Genomic DNA, 21,517 nt, shown 5'->3' with positions numbered 1-21,517 from the left:
TTCAACCGAATTTTCATTTCTTTACAATTAAAGCAAGTTTAGAGAAAAATAACGATCAAGGACGCCTTCATGCAAGAAATCAAATCGAAACGCCTGTCTTTCCTGGCCCGTTTTTGCACCCTGTTTGCCGGCCTGACCCTGGGCAGCGCCGTCGTGGCAGCCGCTCCGGCGACCGCCCTCGACCCCACGCCCCACGTGGCCCTGAAAACCAGCATGGGCGAGATCGTGCTGGAACTGAACCAGGAAAAAGCGCCGCACAGCGTGGCCAATTTCTTGCAGTACGTCAAAAGCGGTTACTACAAGGGCACGGTGTTTCACCGCGTCATCGACGGCTTCATGATACAGGGCGGCGGCTTCGACAAGAACATGAAGCAGAAAGCCACCAAGGCGCCGATCAAGAATGAAGCGCAAAACGGCTTGCAAAACGTCACCTACAGCATCGCCATGGCGCGCACGGGCGACCCGCATTCGGCCACCGCGCAATTCTTTATCAACGTCAACGACAATGGCGCGCTCGACTACCCTGGCCGAGACGGTTTCGGCTACACGGTGTTCGGCAAAGTCGTCAGCGGCATGGACGTGGTCGACAAGATCAAGGCCGTGCCCGTTGCCGACAAGGGCCCGCACCAGAACGTGCCGGTCACCCCCGTGGTGATCGAATCGGCGACTTTACTCAAATCCGCGCCCGCAAAACTGTAAAATAGCGTTTTTGCGGCGCCGGCCTGCCTGGCGCCGCTGAATCAATTATTCATCCAATTTATTAAGGATCATCATGACCTCCGTCATCATCACCACCAATCTGGGCAAGATCACCGCTGAACTGGACGCCGAAAAAGCGCCGAAAACGGTTGCCAACTTCCTGGCCTACATGAAAGCCGGTCACTACGACAACACGATTTTCCACCGCGTCATCGACGGCTTCATGATCCAGGGCGGCGGTTTCGAGCCAGGCATGAAACAAAAGCCAGCCGACACCACCGTGGAAAACGAAGCCAAGAACGGCCTGAAAAACGATACCTACACGCTGGCCATGGCCCGCACGTCGGATCCGCACTCGGCATCGGCCCAGTTCTTCATCAACATCAAGAACAACAGCTTCCTCGACTATCCAGGCCAGGACGGCTGGGGCTACGCCGTGTTCGGCAAAGTCACCGAAGGCAAGGAAGTCGTCGACGCCATCCGCGCCGTCAAAACCTCGCGCGCCGGCATGTTCGCCGACGTACCAGTGACGGACGTGATCATCGAGAAGGTAGAAGCCGCGTAATCAGGCTTCAGCATCATGAATAACAGGCATTGCCGCGTTTGCGCTTTTCCATGCACATCACTTTTTGGGAGCGTTGAACGATGACAATGCCTGCCGCACTCTTTATTTCCGACCTGCATCTGCAGAGTTCGCACCCGCGCACGAGCGCGGCGTTTCTTTCTTTCCTGGAACACCATGCGCAATATGCGCAAGCGCTGTATCTATTGGGCGACCTGTTCGAATACTGGGCCGGCGACGATGATCTGGAAGACCCGTTCAATGCGCGCATGACGGCCGCCATCCGCGCCGTCAGCGATGCTGGCGTGCACGTCTACTGGATCGCCGGCAACCGCGACTTTCTTGTCGGCTCCGGCTTTGCCGCCGCCGCTGGCGCCACCCTGCTCAGCGAACCGCACGTGGCCACGATCGCGGGCCAGCGCATCGTCCTGCTGCATGGCGACGCCGAATGCACGAAAGACGTGCAATACATGGAGTTTCGCGCCATGGTGCGCCAGCCCGCCTGGCAAAAACAGTTCCTGTCCATGCCGCTGGCGCAGCGCAAGGCCATCATCGACGGTTTGCGCAAGAGCAGCCGCGAGCATAATGGCGAAAAATCCATGGACATCATGGATGTCACGCCCGATGCTGTCGCGCAAGTGTTTGCCGAACACGCGAGCACCGTCATGATCCACGGCCACACGCACCGCCCTGCCCTGCACCGGGTCGACAATACCTTGCGCTACGTCTTGCCCGACTGGGAATGCGATGTCACGCCGCCGCGCGGCGGCTGGATCGCCATCGATGCGCGCGGCAACATCACGCGCCACGACCTGAACGGCAACATCATCGACTAGGTCTGCGCCGACGGCGGCACGGGCATTTGTCCGATAGCCGGGCCCGCCTGGCCTTGCTGTAATGGCGCCATGCATACTGTTTACATCGGCACGGCCGGCTGGAGTATTTCCAGCGCCGCCGCCAGCCACTTCCCCCTCGATGGCAGCCACCTGCAGCGCTATGCGCAGGTACTGGACTGCGTGGAAATCAACAGCTCCTTCTACCGCCCGCACCAGCCCGCCACCTATGCGCGCTGGGCCGCCAGCGTGCCCGAGCATTTCCGCTTCAGCGTGAAATTGCCGCGCAGCATCACGCACGAGCGGCGCTTGCGCGATGGTGAGGCCGAACTCGATCGCTTTGCATCGGAAGTGGGGGAATTGGGAAGCAAGCTGGGCTGCGTACTGGTGCAGCTGCCGCCCAGCCTGCGATTCGAAGCGGACGTGGCTGCCGCATTTTTCACCGCCCTGCGCCAGCGCTTCGACGGCATGCTCGCGTGTGAGGCGCGCCATCCCAGCTGGTTCGAGCAAGGGGCGACCGAGCTGTTAACAATGCAGCGCATCACACGCGTGCGCGCCGACCCGCCTGCCGGCCAGCCGGGACCGCACGTGCCAACGACCAACGTGGCCTACGTGCGCCTGCACGGCAGCCCGAAAATATATTATTCCGACTACCCGGCCGACTACCTGGCGGCGCTGGCCGCTGAATTGCACGCATCGGTGCAGGCGGACAACTGGTGCATCTTCGATAACACGGCGGCCGGGGCCGCCCTGTTCAATGCGCTGGACTTGCAGGCGTGGCTGAGGGAGTCGCCAGCCGCGCCTGCGCATCGCTCCACTTAAGGCACAGGCGTCTGGACAATGGCGCGGGCGGTATAGCCATACAAGGTACCGTTGCCAAAAGCCAGGACCTCCACGATGGGATTGCCCCATGCCAGTTGCGGCGTGGAAATGACCCCGGCCGTATCGATCTTGCGCACGCCATCCTGGCCGCTCAGGTACAGGTTGTCGGCCTTGTCGATGGCCAGGCTGGGCATGCCGGCAAAGGACAGGCTGCCTACGCCAGGCGCACCGTCGGCATTTTTAGTCGAGTACAAGGTGCCGGCAAATACGGTCACGGCGCCGGCACGATCCGCCTTGAAGATCACTTGATGATAGAAATCATCAAAATACATATTGCCTTTGCTGTCAAACACCATGCTGTAGGGCAGAATATCTTGCAAGCCGAGAACGCTGTCACCGAAGGAGCGCGCGAGCGTCTCAAAGGACACAAACAGGGAAAATACGCCACCGGGCGGGCGACGATAAATCCCTTCGCCCAAAGCCTCCGTCCATGTGATATAGCCATCCTTGTCAACCGCCAGGATATACTGCTGAAGGCCAAAGCTACCTGCCGGCAATGGCTCGACGGTGGACATGGCCCCTTCAGCATTGATCTTGCGCAAATTCAATGAAGAGGAAGTCGCCGCCCTGTCCGCCACATACACGGCCCCATCCGCGCCGCAAGCGATCGCCACGGGGCTTTGCATGGTCGCGCTGAGCCGCGGGCCGTCATCGCTGCCGGCGCGGCCGGCAATCCCCGCATAGACTTCGAGCTTGCCATTGGGCGCCAGCCGGCGCAGCACCTTGCTGGCCGCATCGAGCAGGTAGACATTCCCGGCGGGATCGCTGCACATGTCCGATGCCTTGACATTGCCCACGCGAGCCGCAACACCCACGCCATCCGCCTGCCCCGTATTGCCCAGCATGACAGGGATAGTCGCAATCCTGTTGCCGGCATCCACCCAGCTCAGGCGCTGCAAGGTGGAATCGTAGACCAGCATGCTGCCTGCATCGCCGATCAATATCTGGGCCAGGTTTTTCCAGTCGAGATAATTCCCTCCCGCGTCAGGCACATACCGGCCCACCACCGTCGTCACCTCGCCACCGGGCGTCATGCGGCGGATGGCATCGCGGTCGGCCAGCAACAAATTGCCGCTGCGCTCGAACACCATGCCACGCACGCCACTGAAACTGGCATTGACGCCCTTGCCGTCATAGCCAGTCGTCCTCGTATTTCCGGCAACCAGGGAGGCCACGCCATTATTATCAAGGCGATATATCTTGCTGCCGTTACTGTTGCTCAAGTAAATGACGCCGCTGGTATCGACTGCCATCTGGCTCACTCGTCCTGCGCGCGGCAGGCCATTCGGCTCGGCCAACATGACCTTGTAGGAACTGACCACGGCAGCTGGCGTCACCCGGCGAACCTGGAGCTGTCCATCATCGACGAGCAGCAAATCACCGTTCGGATCCATGGCCATGCTGGCGATCACGCCAAACCGGGCTTGCGCCCCCGGTCCGTCGGCATACACAGGCACGCCATCCGGCTCGGCCTGTGTTGCACTGCAATTGGCGCGGCGCTTGCCGGCCAGTGTACTGACCACGCCAGCCGGCGTAATTTTTCTTATCTGACCATTGCAGCTGTCGGAAACATACAGATTCTTCTCGCCGTCGATCGCCAGCGGTGCGCGGCCGCCCCCCATGTAGAAAGTCGCGCTGGCAGCAGGCCCATCAACGGCACCAGCCTTGCCTGGCATCCCGGCGTAGATACTCAGGCTGCCGTCAGGGGCCAGCTTGTGGATCACTTGCGAGGGAACATCGGCGATGTAATAATTGCCCGCGCCATCCCGCACCATGCCATCGACACGCTGGATATGTTCCTGCACGCCGGCCAGTACGATGGGCAGGCAACGCACGGCCAAGGTGTTGACGTCCGCAGTGCCCATGGTCGACGCGCCTTGCGCGATGCTGCAGCCCAGGCCCGCGGAGGCGCTGTCGACCTTGCCTTCGTAACTGGCGCCCACCGTCAGCTTGCCGGCAAAACTGAAAGCACCGTTGGCAGTGACGGTCACTTTATCCGTGCCGTTTGCCAGCACGACGCTGGCGCCAGGCAACAAGCCACTGACCGTGCCGCCCAGCAGATAGCGCGGCGTCTCGACCGGCGCCACCGGCGTTGGTGGCGGCGTGGACGCGCCGCCGGAACCGCCGCCGCAGGCGCTCAATAGCGCCAACAGGGCGGCGCCGCTACCAGCACGCCTGAACAGGTTTTGTACTTCTCCAAAGCAATTTATCATTTCTGCTTTCATGGTTGTGGCGACATGTTCGCCAAAAGTTATCAAGTAAGTTTCTCAAACACGCAACATTATAATTTCCTTGTGGATATAAAAACATGTATATGTTGACATTTTGATTTTCACTGTTATAGTTAACCACAACACCAACTCAATACATCACGGAGCTTCAATGCCTACCGCATTTTTCACGCGCCGCGCCGCACCACCCTTATGGGAGCGCATCCCATGAGCGCCGAATGGAACGACAATAGCCCCATCTACCGCCAGCTCAAGGCCAGGGTGGTGGGCATGATGCTCGATGGCGTGCTGCAGTCGGGCGACGCCCTGCCTTCGGTGCGCCAGGTGGCGGCCGACTATCAATTGAATCCCATCACCGTGTCGCGCGCCTATCAGGAACTGGTCGACGATGCCCTGGTGGAAAAACGCAGAGGACTCGGTATGTATGTCTTGGAAGGCGCCCGCGACAAATTGCTGGCCAGTGAACGCGAGCGCTTCATGCGCGAAGAATGGCCAGCGATGCTGGAACGCATCTCGCAACTGGGCCTGAACCTCGAACAACTACTGCAAGCGAGCCGCGACAGCGGCGCACATGGAGAGAACGCATGAATGCATTGAACAAGGACAGCGTCATCAGCGCGCGCGGCTTGCACAAGCAATATGGCAAGCAGGTGGCCATAGCTGGCATCAGCTTCGATATCGCGCCGGGACGCATCGTCGGCTTGATCGGGCCGAACGGTTCCGGCAAGACCACCACCCTGAAAGCCATCCTGGGCCTGACGGGCTTCGAAGGCGACTTGTCGGTGCTGGGGCGCGATCCCCGTGTGCAGCGCGATGCGCTGATGGACGACGTGTGCTTCATCGCCGACGTGGCCATCCTGCCGGGCTGGCTGCGCGTGGCCGACGCCATCGATTTCGTCGCTGGCGTGCATCCACGTTTCGACCGCAGCAAGGCCGAACGCTACCTGGCCCACACCAAGCTGTCGCCGAAGATGAAGGTCAAGGCCATGTCGAAAGGCATGGTGGTGCAGCTGCACCTGGCGCTGGTGATGGCCATCGACGCCAAACTGCTGGTGCTCGACGAGCCGACCCTGGGCCTGGACATCCTGTACCGCAAGCAGTTCTACCAGAACTTGCTGGAAGACTATTTCGATGAAAACAAGACCATCGTCATCACCACGCACCAGATCGAGGAAGTGGAACACATCCTCAGCGACCTGATGTTCATTCGCGACGGCAAGATCGTGCTGGCCTCGAGCATGGAAGAAGTGGGCGAGCGCTATATCGAAGTGATGGTGGGCCCGCAGCACGTCAATCCGGCGCGCGCGCTGCAGCCGATCAGCGAACGCAGCGTATTCGGCAAGTCGGTGATGCTGTTCGACGGCGTCGCCCGCACCCAGCTGGCCGCCCTGGGCGAAGTACGCACACCCAGCCTGGCTGACCTGTTTGTCGCGACCATGAAAGGATCGTACCAATGAGTATTTCCCCTGCCAACAAGCTGCAATGGCTGATCCGGCGTGAACTGTGGGAACACAAGGGCATGCTGGTATGGACACCCGCCCTGATCGGCATCGTCATGACTGTGCTGGGCGCCTTGATGACGATAGGCACCATCGCCAAGACCAAGATGCGCACGGCGCTCATCGTCAATGGCGAGGAAGTGTCCTGGAGCACCGTCTTCAATACCCGCACTTTCGGCCCGCGCCGCACGGAAATCATCGACGCCGTCGCCAACAACTACACGTACGCGGCCGCGCCGCTGTTCCTGGCGCTGGGTTTCCTCGTGTTCTTCTATTGCCTGAGCGCCCTGCATGACGACCGCCGCGACCGCAGCGTGCTGTTCTGGAAATCGCTGCCCATCTCGGATGCGCAGACAGTGCTGTCGAAAGCGGCCATCGCCCTGCTGGTCGCGCCGTTGATCGTGGCCGCCGCCGCCAGCCTGACTTCGCTGGCCCTGATCCTGATACTCAGCGGCGTGCTGGCGGCCAACGGCATCCACGTGTTTGCCGAACTGCTCGCCACCCCCGGTCTGTACCTGGGACCGCTGCGCGTGTTCGGCTTGCTGCCTGTGTATTGCCTGTGGGCCTTGCCGACGGTCGGCTGGCTGCTGATGGTCTCGAGCTGGGCCAAATCGAAAGTCTTCCTGTGGGCCGTCGGCGTGCCGCTGCTGCTGCTCATCCTGACAGTGTGGGCCGGCAAGCTGACGCAGACGGAAAGCAATGTCAGCTGGATACAGATGAATGTCATCGGACGCGCCCTGCTGGGCACCCTTCCCGGCAGCTGGTATCTGTTCGAGCCGCAACTACTGTCGCACATGCACGCCCTGGCAGAGGGGGGATCGCACATGACGCGCATCGATGTGTTCAGCAATTCCTGGTCCAGCCTGGCTTTGCCAGCCGTCTGGCTGGGTGCGGCGGCAGGCGCGGCGCTGATCTACGCCGCCATCCGCCTGCGCCGCTGGCGCGAGGAAGGCTGACAGCGCAATTTCACTGCCCCATACGAAACGCCCCGCCCGCCGGGGCGTTTTTCATTTCTACTCCATTCAGCCCCCAAGATAATAACTACCTTAGCGATAGTTATTATAAAAATCCCCTCCCGCCACAACAAGACTATTCACTCGATAGCATTAATTCGATACTAAAATTACAAATAATTATTTCTATCGTATTTTATTACCAATCATATTTGATAATCGGCATTCAAAAAACAACAACTAGCAATTCGATAGCAAGGTGGTTTTTTGGATAAAAGACGCAGAAATACGCGGGCAAGACAGCAGACTCAGCCGAAAACACCTGCTTCGTGACAATTCGTGATTATTCAGCTGCATGACGCCAGAGAAAATAATGTCATAGAACGTGATCAAAATGAAATTGGAAGTTTCAAAATTGAAACTATCCTCAGAGTGAGAGGCGCTGCCCATTTTGTGCAAAGGCTGTACCTTGCCCTTGCGTCCCGCCGGACAAGCCAGTTGCCGGTGCAACAAAACACAGGAAAGCGTCGACGCATAAAACAAATATGAAAATAACATTTTAAATATTGCCGAAGTAGCGCTCTTTTGCCCCAGCGTTTTTTTCCCAATTATGTTTTACTTGCCACTATCAACATCGGAAACACCAGCATTCAACCACGGCCCAAGCCTCGCCGGAGCAAGCAAGGAATCGCAGCAGATTATTGATTTTTTATTATTTTAGAAAATTGCACGAATACTTAACCTTTTCCGGAGACTTTTCAAATGGCCACCACCCAAAATCCAGCACAAGTTCCCGTCAATGCCGAAGGCGCTGGCGCCAAGCTCGCGACGCCTGTAAAAAAAACCGTCGACCCGAAAAACGGTGACCGCAAGCAGTATGACGAAGATGAACTGATCAAGGGGGACGATGCCAGCGCGACCATGCCGCCTGAAAATGTCGTGGAAGTCACGGGAAGCGCCGCCAGCGGCAATGCCGGCGCCGTGGGCGCGGCGGCCGCTGTGGCGGCAGCCGCCCTGGCAGCCGGTGGCAGTGGCGCGGCCACAGGCCAGGCCGGCAATGGCAGTGCCGACCTCGGCACGCCGCAAAGCGATAACAATGGTGGCGCCGCAGGCGCGACGGGCACAGGCGCGGGGGCGGGCGCGGCCGGCATCCCCAGCGGCAGTGTCGTGGATGTTGCCGGAGCGTCGGCTGGCGCCGGTAGCGGTGCCGGCGCCGGCGCGGGCGCTGCGGGCGGCCTGGGCGGACTTGGCGTGCTGGGCGCGCTCGGCGGCCTTGGCCTCGTTGCCGCAGCGGCAGGCGGTGGCGGAGGCGGTGGCGCTGCGGCTGGCGGTTCCGGCACCGGAGGCGGCACGGGGACAGGCGGCACGGGCGGTACCGGTGGCACAGGCGGCTCGACCGGCGGTGGCACTGGCAATCAATCCACCACCACCGTCGTGACCGACGCAGCCGTGCTGGCCGCCGCCGCCGCCGCCGCGGCCGCCGCCAATGCCCTGGCCGATGACGCCGCGGCGGCGGCTGCAGCGGCCACGGCCGCAGCTTCGCTGGCCGCTGCAAATGCGGCCCTCCTGGCCGACCAGCTGGCGGCGCAAGCGGCCGCTGACGCTGCCGCAGCCTTGCTCGCCGCCAATAGCGCCACCAGCGACGATGCGCTGGCGGTCAGCACGGCCGCTGTCGTCCCCGGCGCACAAGCGGCCGCTGACGCCGCCACGAATGACGACAACGCTGCCGCTGCGGCGACTGCTACCGCCGCCATATCCCAGGCTGCCGCCACCTCGGCACAAAATGACGATGCGGCTGCCGCCACGGCCGCCGCCAACGCCGCCGCCGCGCAGGCCGCCGCCGATGCGGCGCAAACGCAAGCGGACCAGACCAATGCCCCTGCCCTGCAAGCCATCGCCGATGCGGCCGACGTGGTCGCCGCCGCAGCCAACACCCAAGCAGCACTGACCGATGCGGCAGCACTTGGCGTCATTTCGGCCAATGATGCCGCCGCTGCCGCCGCCGCCACGGCGCTGGCCAATGCCACGGACGCTGCCGCGCTGGACCTGGCGGCAACCGCCGCCGCCAACACCGCCGTCTCGGCCGGCATCCAGGCCAGCTTTACCGATGCCGCTGCCCTGGCCCTCGTCTCGGATGCGGATGCCGCCGCGTCTGCCGCTGCGACCGAACTGGCCGATGTCACCGATGCCGCCGCCCTGGCTGCCGCCGCGAACGCCGCGGCCACCGCTGCGGCTGATGCAGCGACCGCTGCCAATGCCAGCGACGCCACGGCACTGGGCATTGCCGCCACCGCCGCCGCGAATGCCTCCATTGCCGCCGATGCACAGGCAAACCTCACCGATGCCGTCGCCCTGACGATGGCAGCGGACGCCGACGCCGGCGTTGCCGCCCAGGACGCCGCCATCGCCAATGCCACGGACGCCGTCGCCCTGCAAGCGGCCGCCAATGCCGCCGCGACGAACGCCGCCAATGCCCAGACGCAAGCGAACATGACGGACGCGCCCACCCTGGGCCTGATCGCCGATGCCGCCACTCTGGCGTCGGACGCGGCGCAGCTGCAGGCCGGCTTGACGGATGCGGCTGCGCTGGCCCTGATTTCCGATGCCGACGCTGCCACGGCGGCCGCCGCCACCCTGGCCGCCAGTAGCGATGCCGCCGCGCTCGACGCCGCAGCAGCCCTTGCCGCCACTGTGGCGGCCAACGCCGTCGTCACAGCCAGCCTGAGCGACGCGGCAGCCCTGCAAATCACGGCCGATGCGGCCGCCAATACCGCCATCGCCGCCGCCGCGCAGGCAGCATTGACGGACGCGGCCGCCCTGCAAGTGGTTTCCGACGCCGATGCGGCCGCCGCGCTGGCCGCGCAAACGACGGCCAACCAGACGGATGCGGCGGCCCTGGCCGCTGCCGACGCAGCCGCAGCCAGCGATGCCGCCAATGCCCAGACAGTGGCCGACCAGACCGATGTCGTCGCCCTGCAGCAAGCGGCCGACCAGGCCGATGCCGACGCGGCGGCCGCCAATGCGCAAGCCAGCTTGCTGGACGTCAACGTTGCACTCAACGCCTTCAACCTCGCCAACCTCGCCGCCCTGGCCGCCAACGTGACGGCCGGCGAGACCAGCGTGCTCGATCTGACGGCCACCGTCAATGCCTTGCAGACCGATGCCGATAACGCCGAAATCACTGCCAGCCTGACAGATGCCATCACCCTTGCCGCGACCGCCACCACCGACGCGGCGGCGGCAGCCGCCTTGCAAGTGACAGCCAACCTGACCGATGCAGTAGCGCTCGCCGCGGCGGCCGCTTCCGCCGTCTCGGCGGCAGAAGCCGCTGCCGCCCTTGGCGGGATCGATATCTCGGCAGTGAGTGCCGCCGCGGCCGCGCAAGCCGCCGCCACCGCCGCCGCCGCCACGGCCGCACTGACCGATGCCGGCGCGCTGGGCCTCATTTCCACCACCGACGCCGCCGCTGAACTTGCCGCGCAAACGGCTGTCAGCACCTTGACGGCTGCCAATACGCTGGCACAAAACGCGCTGACGGCGGCACAATCCGTTGCCAATCTGACCGACGCCGTGGCATTGGGCCTGGTCTCTTCCGCAGCCGACGCGGCCGCAGCCTTGGCCGTCACGACGGCGGGCCAGACCGATGCCACCACGCTGAGCCTCATCTCGAATGCCGATGCGCTGGTCGCCAGCTCCGCCGCCAGCCTGGCGGCGCTGACGGACGCCACGGCGCTGGGCTTGATCTCGACCGCCGACGCCACCGTGGCCGCCACCCTGCAGGCAACGGCCGACCTGACGGACGCCGCCGCCCTGGGCCTGCTCGCCACGGCCGCCGCAGCAGCCGCCAATACGGCGACGAATGTTGCCAACCTGACCGATGCGGTGGCCCTGGGCACGCTGTCGACAGCGGCCACCACGGCCGCCAATACGGCTGCCGCCACCGCCGCGCTGACGGACGCCACCGCACTGGGCCTGGTCGCCACGGCCGATGCGGCTGCCGCTGCCGCCCTGCAAACGACGGCCAACCTGACCGATGCCGTGGCACTGAACCTCGTCTCGACGGCCGCCAACACGGCCGCCAGCACCGCCGCCGCTGTTGCCAACCTGACCGATGCGGTGGCCCTGGGCACCGTGTCGACGGCCGCCACGGGTGCCGCCAACACAGCTGCCGCCACCGCCGCACTGACGGACGCCGTCGCCCTGGGCCTGGTAGCGACCGTCGACGCCGCTGCCGCCACGGCAGCACAGACGACAGCCAACCTGACGGACGCCGTCGCCCTGGGCCTGGCTGCGACCGTCAATGCCACCGCCGCCACGGCCGCTGCCACCGTCGCCGGCCTCACGGATGCCGTCCTGCTCGGTACCGCCCACACGCTCAACGTCACGGCCGCCACCGTGGCGGCCACCAAGGCCGCCCTGACGGATGCTGCCGCCCTGACCACCATCGCCAACACCGACGCCGCGAATGCGGCCGCCCTGGCCGCTTATTCGCAGGCCCATCCATTAAACGTGACGGCAGCGCTGGCGGCCACGGTCGCCGCCACCACGGCATCCTTGTCGCTCGCCGCCGCACAATCGGCGCAGGCCGATGATGCTGCAGCCGCTTCAACAGCAGCCGCAGCGGCGGCATCCCTGACTGCCCTGAACAATGCGCTCGCGGCCGACAGTGCAGCCACCGCCGCCGCGACCCTGGCCCTGACTTCCCAGGCGGCGGCCACGGCGGCGGCGCTGGACGACACGCTCGCGGCCACCGCCGCCGGGGTGGCCGCCACCTCGCTGGCCGCGGCCCAGGCGGCACAGGCGGCCGATGCCGCCGCCGCCGCAACGGCAGCAACAGCGGCCAATGCCCTGGCCGCCCTGAATGCGGCCTTGCAGGCGGACGCGAACGCGGCCGCCACGGCCGCTGCCGCCGTGACGGCAAGCGCGGCCGCTGCCACCGCCGTCGCCGACGATCTGGCCGCTGCAACGGCCGCCACCGTTGCCAGCGTCTCGCAAGCGGCCGCGCAGGCGGCACAACTGGCCGACAACGCCGCCGCCAGCGCCGCTACCATCGCCGCCAACGCGCTGGCCGCCCTGAATGCGGCCCTGGCCGACGATACGGCGGCCGCTGCGGCTGCGCTGAACGCTACCAATGCAACGGCCGCCGCCGTTGCCGCCACCGCCGCCGACACGGCCGCTGCGGCGGCCGCCGCCATTGCTGCCATCTCGGCCGCCGCCACGCAGCACGCGCAAGCGGACGATATTGCCGCTGCCACTGCCGCCCTCACGGCATCGATCTCGCTGGCCGCCACGCAGGCCGCCCTGGCCGCCGATGCCGCCGTTGGAACGACTGCGGCAGCGGCAGCGAGCGCACTGGCCGCGCTGAACCAGGCGCTGAACGACGACAGCCTCGCCGCTACGGCAGCCACGGCAGCGGCCAACGCGCAAACGGCCCTGAATGACGCCACGACCGCACTCAACGCGGCGATAGTGACGGCCAGCGCCTCGCTCGCTGCCGCCAATGCCGCCGCGGCCGACGACGCCACGGCGGCAAGCACGGCAGCGGCCGCGGCCGCGGCACAGCTTCTTTCCGACGCGGCGCTGGCGGCCGATAGCGCGCTGGCCACCCTCGCCACGGCGGCCAACAACGCACTGAACGCGGCCAGCCTGGCCCTGGCCGCTGACGATGCGGCCGCCAATGCCGCGCACACGGCCGCCCTCTCCGCGGCGGCTGCGCTGGCGGCGCAATTGACCGACACGGCAGCCGCCAATGCCCAGATCGCGCTCAACGTGGCCATCGCCAATCTGACTGCAGCCGTCACGGCCGATGTCAATGCCACGGATGCGGACAATGACAAGACCCTGAAACTGAACCTCCTCCTTGCCGCCCAGAGTGCGGCCGATGACGCGGCCCAGGCCAATGCCAATGCGGCTGCCGCCCATGCGGCGCTGGCGGCGGCCCAGGCGGACGATGCGGCGGCAGCCACCGCTGCCGCCAATGCGGTTGCCGCGCATGCAGCGGCCGTCGCGGCGCAAAACGCCGATGCCGCTGCGGCAGCGGTAGCGGCGCAAGCGGCCATTTCCCTGGCCGCCACTCTCAATGCCCAGGCGGACGACGCCACCGCGGCAGCAGCCGCCACAGCCGCCGCCAATGCGCAACTGGCGCTCGATGCAGCGCTGGCAGCCGACGCCGACGTCGCCGCCACGGCCGCCGCGGCAGCGGCAGCCCAGTTGGCGGCGCAAAACGCGCATGACGCCGATGTTGCGGCAGCGGCAGCAGCCGTTGCGGCTGCCATCACCCTGGCCGCCACGCAGGCGGCGCAGGCCGATGACGCGGCTGCCGCGCTGGCGGCAGCCAACGCCGCCAACGCCCAGGCGGCGCACGATGCCGCCGTCGCCGACGACCAGGCCGCCGCCGATGCCGCCGCAACCGCCGCGCTGGCGCAAGCGGCTGCCACGGCAGCGGCAGCCGCCGATGCTGCCGCCACCGCCAGCGCCGCAGCAGCGGCGGTATCGCTGCTTGCAGCCCAGGCGGCGCAGGCTGACGACACGGCCGCCAACCAGGCAGCGGCCAATGCCGCTGCCGCCACCGCCGCGCACACGGCGGCCATCGCCGCCGACGCGCTGGCCGTCAGCACGGCGGCAACAGCTGCCAGCGCACTGGCAGCGGCCACGGCAGCGCAGAACGACGATGATGCGGCCGCGGCCGCAGCGGCCCAGGCCGCAGCCTCGCTGGCAATCACCCAGGCGGCGCAGGCCGACGATGCGGCGGCAGCGGCGGCCACCGTCAACGCCAATAATGCGATAGCAGCGGCAGCGGCAGCCCATGCGGCCGATGCGGCCGCGCCGCTGGCGCAGGCGCAGGCCGCGGCCTCGCTGCTGGCCCTGCAAGCGGCGCAAGCCGACGATGCGGCCGCCGCCAGCGCGGCAGCGGCTGCGGCGCAAGCGCATGCCAATGCGGATGCCGCGCAGGCGGACGACGCGGCGGCAGCTCAGGCCAATGCCGATGCGCAGGCAGCCGATGCCGCCCTGGTGCAAGCAAACGCCATCGCCGCGCAAACCGACGCCAGCGCCCTGGCCGTCGTGGCGAATGCGGATGCGGCCAACGCCGCCGCCGTGCAAGCCATCGCCGACCAGACCGATGCCGTGGCCCTCACGCAGGCCGCCGATGCGGCAACGGCAGCGGCGCTGGCAGCGGCGCAGGCAGCGGCCCTGACGGACGCCAGCGCCCTGCAACTGGCAGCCGACGCGGCCGCGGCCGCCGCCCTGCAGGCCCAGGCACAGGCCGATCTGACGGACGCTGGCTCGCTGACGGTGGCGGCGAATGCCGATGCCGCGGCGGCAGCGGCGGCCCAGGCCCAGGCCGACCTGACGGACGCGAGCCAGCTGTTCGTGCTGAGCCAGAATGCCCTGCACAACCCGTTGACGGTGGCCGACTTCAGCACGGGCTTGCCGGCCGCCGGCGGCGACGTGATCGACATGTCGGCCATCGCCGACCTGACGGCATCGGTGGCCGTGGGCGTCAACGTGAGCACGGACTTTGGCAACAACAACCTGTTCATCTTCGACGGCACGTCCGTGTCGATCGGCGCGGCCGCCAGCGCCATCGCGGCCGACGACAGCGTCTTGTCGGGACAGGGCTACATCGTCATCGCCGATGCGCAAAACAGCGGCGCCGTGACCGTGTATCACTCGACTGACCTGAGCAACGCCAACGCCATCGACACGGCGCTGGTGCTGCTCAGCGGCGTGAACATCACGCAGCTGACGGGCGCCAACTTCGTCGTCTGAAGCAGGCCACCCACGCCAGGCGCCGCGCCTGGCACGGCAGCGGGAGCGTGCGGCAGCGCGCTCCCGCCCCTACCTTGAAATGCGTCAGGCCTGGTGCCGGAAAAATACGGGATGAGATTACGCGGTTCCCCAGCCTTGTTTTCACTGCCACGCATCGCGGCCGTACTGGCGGCCATGGCCATGGCATCCATCAACTCTTTCGCCCAGGCCCAGGGCAGCACCGCCTGGAGCTTCGACCAGGTCTTGCAGCAGGCGCTGCAAAGCCATCCCGCCGTGCAGGGCAAACGTTCGGCGCAGGCGGCCGCGCGCGCCGACCTCGATGGCGCGCAGTGGCAGCGCTTCCCCAGCCTGTCGGCCGAAGTCCCCACCGGTTCGCAGGAAACGGGCGGCGTGGTGCGCATCGAGCAGCCGCTGTGGAGCGGCGGGCGCATCGACGCCGGCATCGATGCGGCCGGCAGCCGGGTCGACGCGGCCGGCGCCGCCATCGAGGAAGAACGCCTGACCCTCTCGCTGCGCGTGATCGCCGCCTACACGGAAGCGCTGCGCCAGACGGCGCGCATGCGCTCGGCCGAAGAGGGGCTGGCCGAGCACCAGCGCCTGCTGGAAATGATCAAGCGCCGCGTGGCGCAGTCGGTCAGTTCGCAAACGGACCAGCGCCTGGCCGAATCGCGCGCCTATCAGGCGGCCAACGACGTGTCGAATGCGCGCCAGGCGCAGGAAAACGCGCTGGCGCAGCTGTCGCAGCTGGCCGGCAAACCCGTGCGCCTCGTCACTGCCACCGGCATCGGCGTGGGCGAACCGCTGCCCGACGCCAGCCTGGAACGGGTCATGCGCCAGGCCATCGGCTACTCCCCCACCCTGCAGCGCCTCGATTTCGAGGCGCAGGCAGCCGATTCCGAGATCACCATGCAGCGCTCGGCCTACATGCCGAAGGTGGTGCTGCGCATGGAAAAGCCCACGGGCGGCGGCATCAATGCGGACAACCGCGCGCGCGCCATGCTGGTGCTGCAGGCGCAGCCGGGCGCCGGCTTGTCGGCCAAGGCCGGCGTGGACGCGGCCGTGGCACGGCGCGAAGGCGCGCGCGCCGCGCACGATGCGGCCGAGCGCGACGTGCGCGAGCGTTTCACCCTGGACTGGAACGAGGCCGAAGCGAGCCGCCAGCGCCTGGACAATGCGGGCGAGGCCAGCACCACCTCGACGCAGGTATTCGAATCGTATGCGCGCCAGTACGTGATCGGCCGCAAGAGCTGGAACGACGTGCTCAACGCCGTGCGCGAAGCAACCCAGGCGCGGTTTTCGCTGGAAGACACGCGCGCGCAGGCGATTGCCGCCAGCCTGCGCCTGGCCGCGCAGACGGGCACCCTGGCCGGGCGCACGGCGCCGCCGGGCCTGGCGCGCGCGAATTGACACCGACATGATGCACACAGGAGACAGCGTGGATAACTCCATCAAACATGGCTTGCTGACACTCGTCGAACGGGCCGCCCGCCTGACAGGCCAGCATCTGGCGGCTGCGCGCCTGGCCGACCTGCAGCGCCAGCTCGAAGATATCGACGACAGCGGCGCGCCCGCCATGGTGCTTACCGCCATCTGGCAGGCGGCCGGGCTGGAAGGCGCGGCGCGCCCGCTGCACGAGCCCACGCCGGGCGAGCTGCCGTTCGCTGTCTACAGCGCCAGCACGGGCTGGGGCTTGCTGCAGTCGCGCGGCGCCGACGGCGCCTGGCGCGGCGAAGGCATCGACGGGCGCGCCCTGCAACTGGCCTCGTTGGCAGGCCTCGCATGCGTGGGCCTGCCGCGCCGCAGCGAAAAAAGCGATGCCCGCCCCGGCGCGCTAAGCCTGGTGCGCAAGGCCCTGTGGCTGAAGAAAAGCGTGTTCGTCGATGCCGTGCTGGCCACCGCGCTGGTGACCCTGCTGACCATGGCCACCTCGCTGTTTTCCATGCAGGTGTACGACCGCGTGATCCCGAACCAGAGCTTCAGCACCCTGTGGGTGCTGGTGGTAGGCGTGGCCCTGTCGATCGGCCTGGAATTCATCCTCAAGCAGGTGCGCAGCCGCATCGTTGACCACTCATGCAATGACGTCGACCATGAATTGTCCGAATGGTTTTTCCAGCGCATGCTGGGCATCCGCATGGAGGCGCGCCCCGCTTCCGTCGGCACCCTGGCGGCGCAAGTGAAGGGCTTTGAAATGGTGCGAGGCGTACTGACGTCGACCTCGCTGTTCGTGCTGACGGACGTGCCCTTCGCCCTGATTTTCCTCGGCATGATCACCATCATCGGCGGCTGGCTCGTGGTGGTGCCGCTGGTGGCCCTGCCGCTGGCTCTCGTGTGCGGGCTGATGTTCCAGCGCGCCATCCAGAGCCATACGCGCAAGAACCTCAACGCCAGCAACCGCAAGGCGGGCTTGCTGGTCGAAGCCGTCGATGGCGTGGAAACGCTCAAGGGCAGCAGCGCCGAATGGATGATGCAGGCGCGCTGGGCAGAACTGGTGGCCGAAACGAGCCACGCGGAACAGAATATCCGCGACTATGCTGCCCTGTCGCAAAACATCACGGCCGCCTTCCAGCAGCTGACCAACGTGGCGCTGATCTCCATGGGCGCGTGGTTCGTGGCCGAGAACCAGATGACCATGGGCGCCCTGATGGCGTGCACCATCATCAGCAACCGCGCGCTGATGCCCATCGTGCAGCTGCCCGCCGTGATGGTGCAGTGGGCGCACGCGCGCGCCTCGATCGACGGCCTGGAACAGGTCATCAGCCTGCCCAACGAAGCCGACACCGCGCAGTTCGCGCTGACGCCGCGCAGTCTCGACACGGGGTTGCGCTTCGAGCGCATCCGCTTTACGTATGGCGGCGCGCAAAAGGTGGCGCTGGAAGTGGAAAACCTGGCCATCCGCCCCGGCGAACGGGTCGGCCTGGTGGGCGCCATCGGCTCGGGCAAGAGCACCCTGCTGAAGCTGGCCTCGGGCCTGTACCAGCCGGCCGAGGGCAAGGTGTACCTGGGCGACGTCGACATGGCCCTGCTGGCGCCGGCAGTGGTGCGCGAAATGGTCGGCTACCTGCCGCAGGAAACGCGGCTGTTCAGCGGCACCCTGCGCGACAACCTGTTATTGGGACTGGCCGACCCGGGCGAGGAAGCGATCCTGGCGGCGGCCAGGCGCACGGGCCTGATCGAGCTGATACTGGGCCAGCCAAGGGGCCTGGCACTGGGCATCACCGAAGGCGGGCGCGGCGTGTCTGGCGGCCAGCGGCAATTGATCGCCGTCACGCGCCTGCTGCTGGCCAAGCCGCGCATCTGGCTGCTCGATGAACCGACGGGCGCCATGGATGCGAAGACGGAGGCGCGCATCGTGGGACTGTTGGGAGAACTGGCGGCCGAAGGCGTGACCATGGTCGCCACCACGCACAAGAACGCCCTCTTGCCCCTGCTCGACCGCCTGGTGGTGCTGCAGGCGGGACGGGCGCTGCTCGACGGCCCGCGCGACTTTGTCCTGGCCAAGCTGTCGGGCAAGCCGCAGGCCGTGCCCAGTTCCGCAACGGCGCCGGTAGCGCAAGGAGCCGTCGCATGAAACTGGCCAAGGTCGAAGCGAAAGAGGAAGCGAAACGGGGACGGGTGCTGATCTGGAGCTGCACGGCGGCCCTGGCAGGTATCATCGCCTGGGCTTCGTGGGCGGAGCTGGACCAGGTCACGCGCGCCAACGGCCAGGTGATCGCCAGTTCGCGCAACCAGATCATCCAGGTGGCCGATGGCGGCGTGCTGGCCGAACTGCGCGTGCACGAAGGCAGCATGGTAAAAAAAGGAGCATTGCTGGCGCGCTTCGACCGCACGCGGGCCGAGACGAGCTACCTGGAAAGCACGGCCAAGGCGGCCGGCCTGAAGGCGGCCGTGGCGCGCCTGCAGGCGGAAGTGTTTGGCGGCGCGCCCAAGTTCCCGCCCGAACTGCAGGCGTTTCCGGAATTTCGCGCCAACCAGCTGGCCCTGTTCAGCAAGCGCCAGGGCGCCGTGCAAGCGGAGGTGGGCTCGCTGGAAAGCGCCATGAAGCTGATCAAGGAAGAACTGGAAATGAATCTGCCGCTGCTGGAAACGGGAGACGTCAGCCGCGCCGAAGTGCTGAAACTGCGGCGGCAAGTGGTCGACATCCAGGCGCAGATCACCAACCGGCGCAACAAATATTTGCAAGACAGCCAGACGGACCTGGTGAAAGCCCAGGAAGACTTGGCCGGCGTACTGCAGACGGTGACCCAGCGCAAAGAGCAGCTGGGCTCGACGGATATCTACGCGCCCACGGACGGCATCGTGCGCAATGTGCGCCTCACTACGCTGGGCGGCGTGGCCAAGCCGGGCGAGGAAATCCTGCAGATCGTGCCGACGGACGATGACCTGATCATCGAAGCGAAAGTCAAGCCGGCCGACATCGCCTTCATCAAGCCCGGCCTGCCCACGGCCGTGAAACTCGATGCCTACGACTACGGCATCTACGGACGCCTGCGCGGCACCGTCAGCTACATCAGCGCGGACACCTTAAATGAAGACAACAAGGGCAACGAACAGCCCTACTACCGCGTGCAGATCAAGACCAGCGGGCGCAATCTGATGGGCAAGAATGGCGAGCCGATCCTGATCCAGCCCGGCATGACGGCCACCGTGGAAATCAACACGGGCCGCAAGACGGTCTTGCGCTACCTGACGAAACCGATCACCAAGACGTTCTCGGAATCGATGGGAGAGCGGTAAGCTGGCGGGCTGTTAACCGGCAGGCTTCAGGCGGCCGATGACGCTGGCCACCTTGGCCGTGATCATGTCGACCGCGGGGCCGTTGGCGCCATGCGGCAAGATGACATCGGCATTGCGCTTGGTCGGCTCGATGAATTGCTTGTGCATCGGGCGTACCGTTTCCAGATACTGCTCGATGACGCTTTCCACCGAGCGGCCGCGTTCCGTGATATCGCGTTGCATGCGGCGGATGAAGCGCACGTCGGAAGCCGTGTCGACAAAGATCTTCAGCGACATCATGTTGCGCAAGTCTTCGTCATACAAGGCAAACAGGCCTTCGATCACGATCACGGGCGCCGGCTTGACGGGGATGGTCCGGTTGGAGCGGTTGTGCAGCGTGAAGTCGTACTCGGGCATCTCGATCGCTTCGCCATTGCGCAAGGCCTGGATGTGCTGCACCAGCAATGGCCACTCGAACGCCTGCGGATGGTCGTAATTCTGCTGGCGCCGGACTTCAGGGGAAAGATGGGTTTGGTCGCAGTAGTAGTCGTCCTGCATCACGACCGAGACCATGTCGGCACCGAAAGACGCGAGCACTTGTTGGGATACGGTGGACTTGCCACTGCCGCTTCCGCCAGCGACACCAATAACAAACGGTTGGAAGGAAATATTATTCATGCCGAATGATACCGGAAACGGGGCCGGACTGACAGGGAACGGCGGCAAAGCCGGGCCTGTCACGCGGCAGGCACAAGCCAGCCGAAGAAGGGGCCGATAGGCGAACGCTTGGCAAGATGGTATTCTCAACAAGCTCAAGGTACGCGGACGGGACGCATCGCGCCGGCATTGCATGCCTGACCTCTTTCAGCATCGATTGGCCATTGACGAGAAATGAACAATGAACGAAGAAAAATGTTGGCAACTGATAGAGCAAATCGGCCGTGAAGCCCTGGAAGACGGAAACAATTCCACCGCCTGGCCCAGCTAACGGCAATGGACGCCATCGCCGCAAGCAAGGCATATATCAAACTGGCCGAAAGCGATGCCGGGCAATGGGATGCGCACATGGCGACAGCGGAAGCCGTGCTGCGCAGCGCCCTGCAAGCGGATCGGCAAGATACCACCCTGCTCACTTGCCTGGGCGCCGTACTGTGTGACCAGGGCAAGTACAGGGAAGCCGTCAACGTGCTGGAAACGGCGCTCACGCTGGGCTCGACGGACAGCCATACCCATTACAACCTGGGGGTGGCTCTGGCGGGACTGGCAAAACCGCGCAAGGCCATGGCGCAATTTGGCAAGGCGCAGGACCTTGCCGCATCCAGCCTGAGCTGGACCGCCTATTTCGACCCGCAAGCCCAATAGGCGTATCCGGAAA

The 21,517-nt window shown here is 65.6% G+C and carries 14 protein-coding genes; 12 read left to right on the top strand and 2 right to left on the bottom strand.

The features are described 5' to 3' along the window. The first annotated feature begins 69 nt into the window (after nucleotides 1-69). The 4 genes from MRBLMS1_RS11920 to MRBLMS1_RS11905 all read left to right on the top strand — a co-directional run bounded on the left by MRBLMS1_RS11920 (nucleotide 70) and on the right by MRBLMS1_RS11905 (nucleotide 2,916). Complete coding sequence (locus tag MRBLMS1_RS11920) at nucleotides 70-699, top strand: peptidylprolyl isomerase (protein ID WP_181877859.1); 630 nt, start codon at nucleotides 70-72, stop codon at nucleotides 697-699. A 73-nt stretch (nucleotides 700-772) separates the two neighbouring features. Continuing rightward, nucleotides 773-1,264: a peptidylprolyl isomerase gene (locus tag MRBLMS1_RS11915; protein ID WP_034756945.1), complete on the top strand. Its 492-nt coding sequence runs from the start codon at nucleotides 773-775 to the stop codon at nucleotides 1,262-1,264. An 86-nt stretch (nucleotides 1,265-1,350) separates the two neighbouring features. Further along, the gene (locus MRBLMS1_RS11910) at nucleotides 1,351-2,097 is read left to right on the top strand and encodes a UDP-2,3-diacylglucosamine diphosphatase (RefSeq protein WP_485879529.1); all 747 of its coding nucleotides are present in this window, start codon (nucleotides 1,351-1,353) and stop codon (nucleotides 2,095-2,097) included. A 69-nt stretch (nucleotides 2,098-2,166) separates the two neighbouring features. Next, nucleotides 2,167-2,916 (top strand): DUF72 domain-containing protein, encoded by a 750-nt coding sequence (locus MRBLMS1_RS11905; RefSeq protein WP_485879528.1) that lies wholly within the window; start codon nucleotides 2,167-2,169, stop codon nucleotides 2,914-2,916. On the opposite strand, the gene MRBLMS1_RS11900 is transcribed toward MRBLMS1_RS11905, so the two are convergent. Beyond that, nucleotides 2,913-5,189: an NHL repeat-containing protein gene (locus tag MRBLMS1_RS11900; protein WP_485879527.1), complete on the bottom strand. Its 2,277-nt coding sequence runs from the start codon at nucleotides 5,187-5,189 to the stop codon at nucleotides 2,913-2,915. The two genes, MRBLMS1_RS11905 and MRBLMS1_RS11900, sit on opposite strands and share 4 nt — an antisense overlap. A 225-nt stretch (nucleotides 5,190-5,414) precedes the next feature. Between MRBLMS1_RS11900 and MRBLMS1_RS11895 the strand changes: the two genes are divergently transcribed. The 7 genes from MRBLMS1_RS11895 to MRBLMS1_RS11865 all read left to right on the top strand — a co-directional run bounded on the left by MRBLMS1_RS11895 (nucleotide 5,415) and on the right by MRBLMS1_RS11865 (nucleotide 20,163). Next, the gene (locus MRBLMS1_RS11895; RefSeq protein ID WP_485879526.1) at nucleotides 5,415-5,795 is read left to right on the top strand and encodes a GntR family transcriptional regulator; all 381 of its coding nucleotides are present in this window, start codon (nucleotides 5,415-5,417) and stop codon (nucleotides 5,793-5,795) included. Beyond that, on the top strand, nucleotides 5,792-6,664 hold the full coding sequence (locus tag MRBLMS1_RS11890) for an ABC transporter ATP-binding protein (RefSeq protein ID WP_485879525.1): 873 nt from the start codon (nucleotides 5,792-5,794) through the stop codon (nucleotides 6,662-6,664). The genes MRBLMS1_RS11895 and MRBLMS1_RS11890 overlap by 4 nt, the downstream gene beginning before the upstream one ends. Further along, nucleotides 6,661-7,662 carry a hypothetical protein gene (locus MRBLMS1_RS11885; RefSeq protein WP_485879524.1) on the top strand — a complete coding sequence of 334 codons (1,002 nt, stop codon included), beginning with the start codon at nucleotides 6,661-6,663 and terminating at the stop codon, nucleotides 7,660-7,662. The genes MRBLMS1_RS11890 and MRBLMS1_RS11885 overlap by 4 nt, the downstream gene beginning before the upstream one ends. 759 nt (nucleotides 7,663-8,421) lie before the next feature. After that, on the top strand, nucleotides 8,422-15,429 hold the full coding sequence (locus MRBLMS1_RS11880; RefSeq protein ID WP_485879523.1) for a hypothetical protein: 7,008 nt from the start codon (nucleotides 8,422-8,424) through the stop codon (nucleotides 15,427-15,429). Nucleotides 15,430-15,564: 135 nt separating this feature from the next. After that, the gene (locus tag MRBLMS1_RS11875; protein ID WP_485879522.1) at nucleotides 15,565-16,836 is read left to right on the top strand and encodes a TolC family protein; all 1,272 of its coding nucleotides are present in this window, start codon (nucleotides 15,565-15,567) and stop codon (nucleotides 16,834-16,836) included. Between the two features lie 28 nt (nucleotides 16,837-16,864). Further along, nucleotides 16,865-18,997, top strand: a complete 2,133-nt coding sequence (locus MRBLMS1_RS11870) for an ATP-binding cassette domain-containing protein (RefSeq protein WP_485879521.1) — start codon at nucleotides 16,865-16,867, stop codon at nucleotides 18,995-18,997. After that, entirely contained in the window at nucleotides 18,994-20,163 is a 1,170-nt protein-coding gene (locus MRBLMS1_RS11865; RefSeq protein WP_485879520.1) for an HlyD family type I secretion periplasmic adaptor subunit, read from the top strand. Before MRBLMS1_RS11870 ends, MRBLMS1_RS11865 begins: the two co-directional genes overlap by 4 nt. Before the next feature lie 12 nt (nucleotides 20,164-20,175). Here the strand turns inward: MRBLMS1_RS11865 and udk are convergent, their stop codons facing one another. Then, nucleotides 20,176-20,820, bottom strand: coding sequence for a uridine kinase (gene udk / locus MRBLMS1_RS11860; protein ID WP_070303044.1), 645 nt, complete (start codon nucleotides 20,818-20,820; stop codon nucleotides 20,176-20,178). Nucleotides 20,821-21,135: 315 nt separating this feature from the next. On the opposite strand from udk, the gene MRBLMS1_RS11855 reads away from it, so the two are divergent. Then, nucleotides 21,136-21,504 (top strand): tetratricopeptide repeat protein, encoded by a 369-nt coding sequence (locus MRBLMS1_RS11855; protein ID WP_485879519.1) that lies wholly within the window; start codon nucleotides 21,136-21,138, stop codon nucleotides 21,502-21,504. Nucleotides 21,505-21,517 lie beyond the last annotated feature (13 nt).

This window comes from Massilia sp. LMS1-1-1.1 (genome assembly GCF_040815535.1).
In the GTDB taxonomy this organism is placed as follows: Bacteria; Pseudomonadota; Gammaproteobacteria; order Burkholderiales; family Burkholderiaceae_D; genus Janthinobacterium; species Janthinobacterium aestuarii.
The sequence above is the reverse complement of the archived record's forward strand: the minus strand, read 5'-3'. Positions and strand labels throughout refer to the sequence as shown.

What these genes read in the sequence shown, in the direction of transcription:
- MRBLMS1_RS11920 (WP_181877859.1), top strand. Translation starts at nt 70, where the DNA reads ATGCAAGAAATCAAATCGAAACGCCTGTCTTTCCTGGCCCGTTTTTGC.
- MRBLMS1_RS11915 (WP_034756945.1), top strand. Translation starts at nt 773, where the DNA reads ATGACCTCCGTCATCATCACCACCAATCTGGGCAAGATCACCGCTGAA.
- MRBLMS1_RS11910 (WP_485879529.1), top strand. Translation starts at nt 1,351, where the DNA reads ATGCCTGCCGCACTCTTTATTTCCGACCTGCATCTGCAGAGTTCGCAC.
- MRBLMS1_RS11905 (WP_485879528.1), top strand. Translation starts at nt 2,167, where the DNA reads ATGCATACTGTTTACATCGGCACGGCCGGCTGGAGTATTTCCAGCGCC.
- MRBLMS1_RS11900 (WP_485879527.1), bottom strand. Translation starts at nt 5,189, where the DNA reads ATGATAAATTGCTTTGGAGAAGTACAAAACCTGTTCAGGCGTGCTGGT.
- MRBLMS1_RS11895 (WP_485879526.1), top strand. Translation starts at nt 5,415, where the DNA reads ATGAGCGCCGAATGGAACGACAATAGCCCCATCTACCGCCAGCTCAAG.
- MRBLMS1_RS11890 (WP_485879525.1), top strand. Translation starts at nt 5,792, where the DNA reads ATGAATGCATTGAACAAGGACAGCGTCATCAGCGCGCGCGGCTTGCAC.
- MRBLMS1_RS11885 (WP_485879524.1), top strand. Translation starts at nt 6,661, where the DNA reads ATGAGTATTTCCCCTGCCAACAAGCTGCAATGGCTGATCCGGCGTGAA.
- MRBLMS1_RS11880 (WP_485879523.1), top strand. Translation starts at nt 8,422, where the DNA reads ATGGCCACCACCCAAAATCCAGCACAAGTTCCCGTCAATGCCGAAGGC.
- MRBLMS1_RS11865 (WP_485879520.1), top strand. Translation starts at nt 18,994, where the DNA reads ATGAAACTGGCCAAGGTCGAAGCGAAAGAGGAAGCGAAACGGGGACGG.
- udk (WP_070303044.1), bottom strand. Translation starts at nt 20,820, where the DNA reads ATGAATAATATTTCCTTCCAACCGTTTGTTATTGGTGTCGCTGGCGGA.
- MRBLMS1_RS11855 (WP_485879519.1), top strand. Translation starts at nt 21,136, where the DNA reads ATGGACGCCATCGCCGCAAGCAAGGCATATATCAAACTGGCCGAAAGC.